We start from the raw sequence: 10,311 nt of genomic DNA, 5'->3' as shown, positions 1-10,311 counted from the left end.
GCGCCTCCGTCGCCGTCGCGCCGGTGCCGGCGGGCTCGAGACCGCGCCGCCGCGGCAGACGCCGCGCGACGAATACGATCTCGGCATCGGCTACATGCAGCGCCGCGACTACGCGCTGGCCGAGCAGACGATGCGCAACTTCACCCAGAAATATCCGAACGATCCGATGATCGGCGACGCGCAATACTGGCTCGGCGAGAGCCTGTACCAGCGCCAGCAATATCGCGACGCCGCCGAGATCTTCCTCACGGTGACGACCAAGCACGACAAATCGTCGAAGGCGGCCGACGCGTTGCTGCGCCTCGGCCAGTCGCTGGCGGCGCTGAAGGAGAAGGAGGCGGCCTGCGCCGCGTTCGGCGAGGTGACGCGCAAATATCCGCGTGCCTCGGTCGGCGTGAAGACGGCCGTCGACAAGGAGCAGAAGCGCGTGAAGTGCTGACCCCGGGCGGCCTTCGTCGGAGGCGAAGGCTTCGGTTTGGTGTTGTGTCGCCTGACGACTAGACTGTGCCGTCATGGCAGCCAACGAGACCGCGCAGGCTCACGCATCCGACGACGGCCGTCCGATCAGCGCGGCCGAGGCAGAGCAGCTGTTCGCGCCGCTGGCCTCTGCGCCTGCGCTGGTGCTCGCCGTGTCCGGCGGCCCTGATTCGATGGCGCTGCTATGGCTGGCCGCCCGCTGGCGCGGGGCGCTGCGGGAGGGACCACGGCTGGTTGCGGTCACGGTGGATCATGGCCTGCGGCCGGAGGCCCGCCGCGAAGCGCAGATGGTGAAGCAGGCCGCGCGGCAGCTCGACGTCACGCACCGGGCGCTGCGGTGGAGCGACCCGAAGCCGGCGACCGGGATTCCCGAAGCGGCGCGCCTGGCCAGATATCGTCTGCTCGGGCGGGCTGCACGGCAGGCCGGCGCCAGCCATGTCCTCACTGCCCACACCCGCGACGACCAGGCCGAGACCGTGCTGATGCGCCTGCTGCGCGGCAGCGGCATCGTCGGGCTCACGGCCATGGCGCCGGTGAGCGCGCGAGGCGAGCTGCTGCTGGCGCGTCCGCTGCTGCACGTGTCGAAAGCCCGACTCATCGCGACGCTTCGCTCGGCCGCGATCGGCTTTGCGGATGATCCGACCAATCGCGATCCGGCCTATACGCGGCCGCGGCTGCGCGCCTTGATGCCGGCGCTCGCCGCCGAGGGGGGGGATGCGCGGACCCTGGCGACGCTGGCGAGCCGCCTCGCGCGGGCCAATGCCGCTCTCGAGCTGATGGCGGACGGCGCCGAACAATATCTCGCCTTGTGCGAGGGCGGGGGCTCGGCAGGCGCAGATCAAGGCCTGACGTTTCAGGCGCGCACCTTTGTCGCACTGCCAGCGGAAATCAGGCTCCGGCTGCTGATCCGCGCCATCAGCCGGATTGGAACCGAAGGCCCGGTGGAACTCGGCAAGGCGGAAGCGCTGCTCGATCGCCTGGACCGGACTCTTGCGGGGATCGGAGACGGTGGTACGTCTGGCTCCGGCAGGCTAAAACAAACCCTGGCTGGTGCGCTGGTAAGCATGTCGCGCGGGGCCATTCGCATCACCCCGGCGCCGCCCCGGCGACCGCGTCGGAGTTGAGGCGAAGGCAGCTTTCGCGGACGCTTAACCACCTGCATGGGCGGCGCTTTTCCCGCGCCTTTTTTTGAGCGGGAATCGGGCTAGGATGCGTTAAATAGTCCTGTCTGGTTCCCTTGGCATTGCTGCGAGTGGTACCTAGATTACGAGACGGTCGACCGGGGGATTCCCTCGTGGCTACCCAGGGATGAGTCCGAGGACAGACGGCCGCGATCCGCGCGACCACGAAGGAAAATCGATGAACGCCAATCTGCGCAATTTCGCCCTTTGGGTCATTATTGTCCTGTTGCTATTGGCGCTGTTCACGCTCTTCCAAAATCCGGGCCAACGCGCGTCCTCGCAAGACATCACGTTCTCGCAGCTCCTGAGCGAGGTCGATCAGGGCAACGTTCGCGATGTCGTGATCCAGGGGCCGGAAATTCACGGCACCTTCAAGAACGGCACGTCCTTCCAGACCTACGCGCCGAGCGATCCGAACCTCGTGAAGCGCCTGTACGATGCGAAGGTCTCGATCACCGCGAAGCCGCCGGGCGACAACGTGCCGTGGTTCGTGTCGCTGCTGGTCTCCTGGCTGCCCTTCATCGCGCTGATCGGCGTCTGGATCTTCCTGTCGCGGCAGATGCAGGGCGGCGCCGGCAAGGCGATGGGCTTCGGCAAGTCGCGGGCGAAAATGCTGACGGAAGCGCATGGCCGCGTAACCTTCGAGGACGTGGCCGGCGTCGACGAGGCCAAGCAGGACCTGCAGGAGATCGTCGAATTCCTGCGCGATCCCGGCAAATTCCAGCGGCTTGGCGGCCGGATTCCGCGCGGCGTGCTGCTGGTCGGCCCTCCCGGCACCGGCAAGACGCTGATCGCGCGCGCCGTCGCCGGCGAAGCCAACGTGCCGTTCTTCACCATCTCCGGTTCTGATTTCGTCGAGATGTTCGTCGGCGTCGGCGCCAGCCGCGTCCGCGACATGTTCGAGCAGGCCAAGAAGAACGCGCCCTGCATCATCTTCATCGACGAAATCGACGCCGTCGGCCGCCACCGCGGCGCCGGTCTCGGCGGCGGCAATGACGAGCGCGAGCAGACCCTCAACCAGCTGCTGGTCGAGATGGACGGCTTCGAGGCCAATGAGGGCGTGATCCTGATCGCCGCCACCAACCGTCCCGACGTGCTTGATCCCGCCCTGATGCGTCCGGGCCGCTTCGACCGGCAGGTCGTCGTGTCGAATCCGGACATTATCGGCCGCGAGCAAATCCTCAAGGTCCATGTCCGCAAGGTGCCGCTGGCGCCGGACGTCAATCTCAAGACCATCGCGCGGGGCACCCCCGGCTTCTCCGGCGCCGACCTGATGAACCTCGTCAACGAGGCCGCCTTGACCGCCGCCCGCCGCAACAAGCGGATGGTGACGCAGGCCGAGTTCGAGGAGGCCAAGGACAAGGTGCTGATGGGCGCCGAGCGCCGCTCGATGGTGATGACCGAGGAAGAGAAGATGCTGACCGCCTATCATGAGGCGGGCCATGCAATCGTCGGCCTCAACGTCCCGAGCCACGACCCGATCCACAAGGCGACCATCATCCCGCGCGGTCGTGCGCTGGGCATGGTGCAGTCGCTGCCCGAGGCCGACCGTCACTCGCACACCCGCGAATGGTGCGTCTCCAAGCTCGCGATGATGTTCGGCGGCCGCGAGGCCGAGGTGCAGAAGTTCGGTCCTGAGAAGGTCACCAACGGCGCCACCGGCGACATCCAGCAGGCGACCAACCTCGCCCGCGCGATGGTGATGGAATGGGGCATGTCCGACAAGCTCGGCCGCGTCCGCTACCAGAGCAATGAGCAGGAGGTGTTCCTGGGTCATTCGGTGGCGCGCTCGACCAACATCTCGGACGACACCGCCCGCCTCATCGACTCCGAAATCCGCGGGCTGATCGAGGCCGGCGAGCAGGAGGCACGGCGCATCATCACCGAGAAGCGCGAGGATTGGGAGACGATCGCCCAGGCGCTGCTCGAATACGAGACGCTGACCGGCGAGGAAATCCTCGACCTGCTCAAGGGCAAGAAGCCGAACCGCGAGTCCGCGATCGAGCCGTCGACGCCGCGTGCCTCGGCCGTGCCGCCGGCCGGCAAGCCGCGACCGCGCCCCGATCCGGATCCCGGCCTGGAGCCGCAGCCGCAGGCCTGATGCGCGGGCGTCCGGGCGGGAACGTCGTTCCCGATACGGAACATCAAGAGATTGAGACGACAGGCCCGGTTCGCAGCCGGGCTTTTCGTTGTCTGCAACCCATTGTCGTTGTTAACGAATGCTCAAGGGTTGGGTATTCGGATGATGACGATTTCGCGTGCGGCGCGCTCCTCTGCGCGCCTGTTTTTCAGAGTGTCCTTTGCCGGTCTGGCCGCGTTTGGCGGTCGTGAGGCAGCTGCGCAGGGCATCTTCGATACGGCCACCACCGGGCCGTTCACCTCGAGCAGTTTCGGCGAGGCGACCTACGCCACCGGCAGCAGCTGCTTCGGGAGCTATGTCCGTTCCGGCGGGATGAGTGCGTCCGGCCTGGCGGTGGGGAGCGCCGGCAAGGTCTGCGAGACGCCCTATATCTCGGTGAATGCGGTCGAGGTGCCGATCGTCTGGGCTCCCGGCGGCGCCGGTCTCGACTCCGGTGGTGTGACCGAACTGGCGCTGCCCACCGCGCGGCTCAACAATTTCGCCAGCGGTGCGGCGACCGGCATCGATTCGGCCGGACGGACCGTCGTCGGGGTGGTGCTGGGCGCCGACAGCACCCAGACCTACTACGACATCTATCCCTACATCTGGCAGGCCACCACGGCCGGCGTTTTCGCCGGCGTCACGCCGACGCAGCTGCCGCTGCACGGCGCGGACACCGACGGCGCGGCCTACGGCATCAGCCCGAATGGCGGCTATGCGACCGGCTGGAGCGGCACCTTGCAGTTCGACTCGGCCTGGCCGCATCGGGTCACGACCAGCGCCAGCACGATGCAGGCGGCGGTGTGGAATCTGGCGACGAATTCGGTGCAGCTGCTCGGCGCCACGCCGGATCCGCTCAACTCGCCGGCAAGCTCCGGCAAGGCTGTGGCCGACAACGGCACCGTCGTCGGCTGGTACGGGCTGTTCCCGCGCGATGCCTTCACCAACGACGTCAACCTGGCGCGCGGCTCCGGCCTGTTGCTGTCGGACATCAGCGGCTTCGGCGACTACGCCAGCATCTGGCAGCCGAAGCCGTTCGTCTGGACGCTCGCCTCGGGCACGATGACCCAACTCGGCATGACGCCGCTGAACAACAGCTCTACGACTTACGCCTATGGCGAGGCGCGGGCGCTGAACGCCGGCAGCGGCAGCGTCGCCACCGCGAGCGTCGCGGTCGGCTGGCTCGGCAATTCGGCCTCGAACTTCGAGGCGGTGCGCTGGAGCACGACCGACAATTGGGCCACCCATTCCACCTTGCAGCTCGCCACGGTGACGCCGGGCGATGCCGACAATCTCGGCCGTATCGGCGCGGTCGCCAATGCGGTCGATGCCTCCGGCAACAACGTCGTCGGACGCGTCGAATATGCCTGCACCGCGAGCAGCAGCGGGTCGTGCTCGCAGGCCGTCTACTGGTCCGTCTCGGCCGACGGCCAGTCCTCTTCGGGCGCCACGCTGGCCTCGATCCTGGCCAGCCTCGGCGTCGGCACCAGCAACGTGACGCTGACCGACGCGACCGCGATCGCGGTGTCGGCGGCCAGCTCATCGTCGCAGATTCTCATCCTCGGCAGCGGCACCCGCAACGATGCCGACAGCACCCAGGACCTGTTCCTCATCAAGCTGGACCGGGTGTCGGCGAGTTCTCCGCCGACCTCCGGCGGCATCACCAGCGTGCTGGAGCAGCGGGGCTCGCTCGGGAGCCTCGGCGTGATCGCCAACCAGGGCGTGATCGCCGCAGATGCCGCGATGGGCGCGCTCGCGACCGCCGCGGACTACTATCGTTGCGCCAGGACGGCAGGCGGCGACGCGTCGCCATGGTGCGGCTTCGCCTATGGCCTCGTCGCCGGCAACTCCGGCTACGGCACCAGCGGCACCGAGCTGTCGGGCACGTTCGGCCTGGCCCGCACGCTCGCGCCGTCGACCTCGATCGGCTTCAGCATCGGCGTCTCGGGCCTGCGCAATGGCCTTGCCTATGGCGGCCGCTTCGACGCGCCCGGCGCGACGTTCGGAACGTACTTCGCGCATCGACCGGACACAGGATTGCAATTCCTGGCGATGGCCGTGGCCTCGCTGTATCCCGACCTGACGCTCACCCGCGGCTATCTCAACGGCACGACGCTGACGAACTCGCAAGGCGCGACCCATGCCAGCTCGGCGGGCGCGATGGCGCGGATCGGCTGGGCGTTCGCTGTCCCCGGCCTGAAGGCCACGGTGACGCCATACGCGCAGCTGTCCTACGTCAATGCGCGCGTCGGCGGCTTCGTCGAGAATGGCGGTCCGTTCCCGGCCTCCATCGCGGCGTTCAACGTCGCGGCCACCACCTTGCGCGTCGGCACCCAGCTGCGCGGGACGCTGACGGAGCGGATCACCGCCTTCGGTGGTCTCGCCTGGGCCAACAATGTCCGCAACGACGCGCCTGTCGTGCAGGGCTCGCTGCTCGCGGCCGACTGCAGCGGCGCGTCGCCGCTCACCGCGTTCTGCGGAATGACGGGGCTCGGTCCGCGCCTGAGCCGGAGCTGGGTCGAGGGCCAGGCCGGCCTGCGCTACCAGCTCGCGCCGGGATCGGCGGCGATGATCAGCGCCAATGCCGCCAGCCAGAACACGCTGACCTACGGCCTTCAGGTCGGCTACAGCCGCGCCTTCTGAGGCGCGGCGGTCGGGCCGATCGCGCTTAAGTCTTCTTCAAGCCTCGCCGCCTATGCCTTGTCTGACGTTGCGCCGGTGCCGGCGCGGGCGAGGTTGAGATGGCCGACAATCCTGTTGCCGCCGCGATCCCATCGCAGCGCCTTTTGCAGCGTCCTTTGCAGCGTTCTGGCGTCCCGGCGAGCCTGTTCGCGGTGTGCTTCGCGCTCGCCTGCATCAACGCCGCGTTCTTTCCCGCAGGGCTGTCGTCGGGCATCTGGATCTGGGGCGCCGACGGGCTCGGCATTCCCACCGATTTCGTCAACGTCTGGGCCGCGGGCAAGCTCGCGCTGCAGGGCCATCCGGCGCTGGCCTGGGACTGGGACGTGCAGCGCCAGGTCGAGCTCGATCTCTTGAGGCAGGATTTCCCGGGCTATTTCGCCTGGCACTATCCGCCGCCGTTCCTGTTCGTCGCAGCCTTCCTCGCGCAGTTTCCCTACACGATCGCCTTCGCCGGCTGGGCCTCTGCGAGCTTCGTTCCGTTCGCGCTGGCCATGCGCGCCATCGTCGGCCGCGGCTTCGGCCTGGTGCTCGCCGCGGGCTTTCCAGCGCTGTTCTCGAACACGTTGGTGGGGCAGAATGGCTGTCTCACGGCCGCGCTGGTCGGCGGCACCTTGTACTGGCTGCCGGTGCGGCCGGTGCTGGCCGGGATCTGCCTCGGGCTTCTCACCTACAAACCGCAATATGGCCTGCTGTTTCCGATCCTGCTGATCGCCACGCAGCGCTGGACGGCCTTCGCCGCTGCGAGTGTCACCGCGATCGTTCTGGCGCTCGGCTCCTGGATGGCCTTCGGCCTGGAGAGCTGGCAGGCCTTCCTGCATTGGCTGCCGATGTTCTCGCAGGCCTTCCTGACGGAGGGCAAGGCGACGTGGTGGAAGCTGCAGAGCCTGTTCTCGCTGGTGCGCTATTTCGGCGGCTCGGAGGCGCTCGGCTGGACCTTCCAATGGGTGCTGACGGCTGCGGTCGCCGTGGTGCTGGTCACCTTGTGGCGCAGCCCGGTGCGCTATTCGCTCAAGGCGGCGGCGCTGGCGGTCGGGCTGCTGCTGACCACGCCCTATCTGTTCATGTACGACATGATGGTGCAGGCGATCGCCGTGGCGTGGCTGGTGCGGATCGGCCTCCATGACGGGTTCCGCCGCTACGAATTGCCCGCGTTCGGCTGCGTCGCGGCGCTGCAGATCAGCTTCATGCTGACCGGGATTCCGCTCGGCCTGGCGGCCAATCTGGTGGTCGGCGGGCTGGTGCTGGCCCGGGCCGGATCCTGGTGGCGGCGGCAGCCCGTCCGCACGGCGGCGGCCCTCGCCACCGCCTGATGCCCAGCAAGCCTGCCAAGCCTTGATTGCGCTTGTCTTCTTGCTTGAACAGGTGTTCAGTTCTTTCAGCCATTTGCGAGGGTGACCCTCCAAAAACACTGAACCAGCGTTCGCCGGGATTCCTGGACGGGCGCGTCCGGGACGAGAAGCGCCATGGTCTATCGGCGAACCCATCAGGTCGTGAAGCGGCTGGCGGCCCGCCGCAGCGCGATTCTGGCTGCCGCGCGCGAAGCCGCGGCCGAGGGCGGCATGTCGGCCGTTCAGATTGCCCCCGTCGCGGTCCGGGCCAATGTCGCCGCCGGCACCGTCTACCGCTATTTTCCCTCCAAGGCGGACCTGATCTCCGAGCTGATCGCCGAGGTCTCCCGCGACGAGCTGGCCGCGGTCCGACGGGCCGCCGACGCGGCGCCGGGCCCGTCCTCGGCGCTCGCCGCCGCCGTCTCGACCGTCGCCGTCCATGTGCTCTCCCAGCGCAAGCTTGCCTGGGGCATCCTGGCCGAGCCGGTGGACGTCGACGTCACCGCCTCGCGTATCGCCAGCCGTCGCGAGATCGTCGGCGAGATCGCCTCGCGGATCGACGCGGCCGTCCGCGCCGGCCATCTGCCGGCGCAGGACACCCAGCTCGCCGCGACGGCGCTGCTCGGCGCGCTGCACGAGGCGCTGGTCGGACCGCTGGCGACCGACAATCTCGGTGATCCCGCCAAGCTGCGCGACACCGTGCAGGCCGTCACCCTGCTGGCGCTGCGCGCGGTCGGCGTGATGGACGCCCGGGCGCGTGGCCTCGTCGTGCAGGCCGTGCTGCCGGTGAAGAGCCTCGTGGGCGCCTAGCCCGGGCCGCTTAAGTAAGGATTCATGCCTCGCCGCCATGGTCGGGTGCGGCGCCGGGACGGCCGCCGCGGCTCGCAGGTCCAGGCGCTTCCGCAACCGATGTCCAGTGCACGCAATCATCCGGCCGCGCCGCTCGTGATCGCCGGATCGGCCATCGCGGGCGCCGTCTACGCCTATGTCGCGGGCGAGGACATCAACTGGGACTGGCAGAACTACCACGACTATGCCGGCTTCGCGCTGCTGGCCGGCCGCTTCGATGTCGATGTTGCGCCGGGCGGCTTCCAGAGTTTCCTCAATCCGCTGATCTATCTGCTGCCCTATGTGGTCCGGCATGGCCTTCCCGCGCCGTGGTGGGGCATGGCGCTCGGCGCGCTGCATGGGTTGAACCTCGCCGTGGTGTTCTGGCTGACGCGCGTGCTGCTCAGGCGCGCGGCCCATGCGTCCACGCTGGCTGCGGCGCTCCTCATTGCCGCGCTCAGTCCGATGGCCTTGTCCGAGGTCGGCACCAGCTTCGCGGACATTCTCACGACGATCCCGATCCTCGCCGGTCTCGCCCTGCTGTTCAGCCACGAGGACAACGACGCGCGGCCGCGGCATCTGCTCGCGGCCGGCCTGATGTTCGGGGCAGCGACCGGGTTGAAGCTGACCAATGCGACGTTCCTGATCGCCGCCGGCGTGTCGCTGCTGCTGATGGCAAGGCCGTTGCGGGCCGTCGTCATATTCGGCGCCGCCAGCGCGCTCGGCGGCCTTGTCACGGCCGGGCCGTGGGCGCTGAAGATGCTGCGCGATTTCGGCAGTCCGCTCTATCCGTTCTACAACACGATCTTCCGCTCGCCAGAGGCGCCGCTGGTGTCGATCGTCGACACGCGCTTCATGCCGCGGAGCCTCGCCGACGCGCTCGCGTATCCGTTTGACTGGGTGGTCGGCAAGCATCCGTCGTCGGAATGGCCGTTCCGCGATCCGCGCTTTGCCGTGAGCATCGTGCTGCTGATCGCCGTGTTCCTCACCGGCCTATGGCAACGGCGCGAGGTGCTCGGGCTGCGCGACCGGCGCCTGATGATCTTCTTCTGGATCAGCTATGTGCTTTGGCTGCTTGCATTCTCGATCCAGCGCTATCTGATGCCGCTCGAATTGCTGGCGGCGCCGCTGATCGTGCTGCTGCTCATCCGTCTGATTGACGCCTGGCGCGAGCCCGTGGCGGGGCAGGCCTCGGTGCGCAGCAGGCCGGCGGTGGTCGTCGCTGCGCTGGCCATAGCGCTCGCCTCGCAGCCGACGGACTGGATGCGACGCCCCTGGTCGGATCCGTACCGGCCGCAACTCGCCGACGCCTTGCGGCAGCCGGCGACAATCCTGCTGCTGCAGAAGCCGCTCGGCTATGTCGCATCGGTCCTGCCCGAGGGCTCGCGCGTCTATCAGTTGTCTGAGCTGGTGGTCCCGCTGGTGCCGGGCGGCGTGCTCGACCGCCGCGTCCGCGGCGGCCTGGCCGATCCGCTGCCGGGCGGCGTGTGGGCGCTGTATTATGCGGAGAGCCCGGCGGACAATCCGCCGCGGCTCGACGTGCTCGCCGACTACGATCTCAAGATCGACAGCGCGCGCCGCTGCGAGCGCATTCCGGGCGCCGACGGCACCGACGTCATGGCTTGTCCGGTGATATCCGCGGCGCCGCCTGCGGCTTCGACCGCAACGCTCAAGTCGGGCAGCAGCGCCGACTAGT

At 68.4% G+C, this 10,311-nt stretch carries 7 protein-coding genes; all 7 read left to right on the top strand.

All coding sequences use genetic code 11. From position 1 onward, the window contains the following. On the top strand, positions 1-439 hold a 439-nt coding region (gene ybgF / locus BRAS3809_RS09360; RefSeq protein ID WP_035655848.1), incomplete at its 5' end, for a tol-pal system protein YbgF. 73 nt (positions 440-512) lie between these two features. Further along, positions 513-1,601 carry a tRNA lysidine(34) synthetase TilS gene (gene tilS / locus BRAS3809_RS09355; RefSeq protein WP_008961844.1) on the top strand — a complete coding sequence of 363 codons (1,089 nt, stop codon included), beginning with the start codon at positions 513-515 and terminating at the stop codon, positions 1,599-1,601. Between the two features lie 235 nt (positions 1,602-1,836). After that, entirely contained in the window at positions 1,837-3,759 is a 1,923-nt protein-coding gene (gene ftsH, locus BRAS3809_RS09350) for an ATP-dependent zinc metalloprotease FtsH (protein WP_008961843.1), read from the top strand. A gap of 192 nt (positions 3,760-3,951) precedes the next feature. Further along, on the top strand, positions 3,952-6,420 hold the full coding sequence (locus tag BRAS3809_RS09345; protein WP_240535633.1) for an autotransporter outer membrane beta-barrel domain-containing protein: 2,469 nt from the start codon (positions 3,952-3,954) through the stop codon (positions 6,418-6,420). 98 nt (positions 6,421-6,518) lie between these two features. Further along, complete coding sequence (locus BRAS3809_RS09340) at positions 6,519-7,769, top strand: glycosyltransferase family 87 protein (RefSeq protein ID WP_008961841.1); 1,251 nt, start codon at positions 6,519-6,521, stop codon at positions 7,767-7,769. A 153-nt stretch (positions 7,770-7,922) separates the two neighbouring features. Continuing rightward, positions 7,923-8,597, top strand: a complete 675-nt coding sequence (locus BRAS3809_RS09335; RefSeq protein WP_008961840.1) for a TetR/AcrR family transcriptional regulator — start codon at positions 7,923-7,925, stop codon at positions 8,595-8,597. Positions 8,598-8,696: 99 nt separating this feature from the next. Beyond that, entirely contained in the window at positions 8,697-10,310 is a 1,614-nt protein-coding gene (locus BRAS3809_RS09330; protein ID WP_052523393.1) for a glycosyltransferase family 87 protein, read from the top strand. The last annotated feature ends 1 nt before the right edge of the window (position 10,311 follow it).

It is taken from the genome of Bradyrhizobium sp. STM 3809, assembly GCF_000239795.1.
GTDB lineage: Bacteria > Pseudomonadota > Alphaproteobacteria > Rhizobiales > Xanthobacteraceae > Bradyrhizobium.
This window is presented reverse-complemented; position numbering and strand designations above follow the sequence as displayed.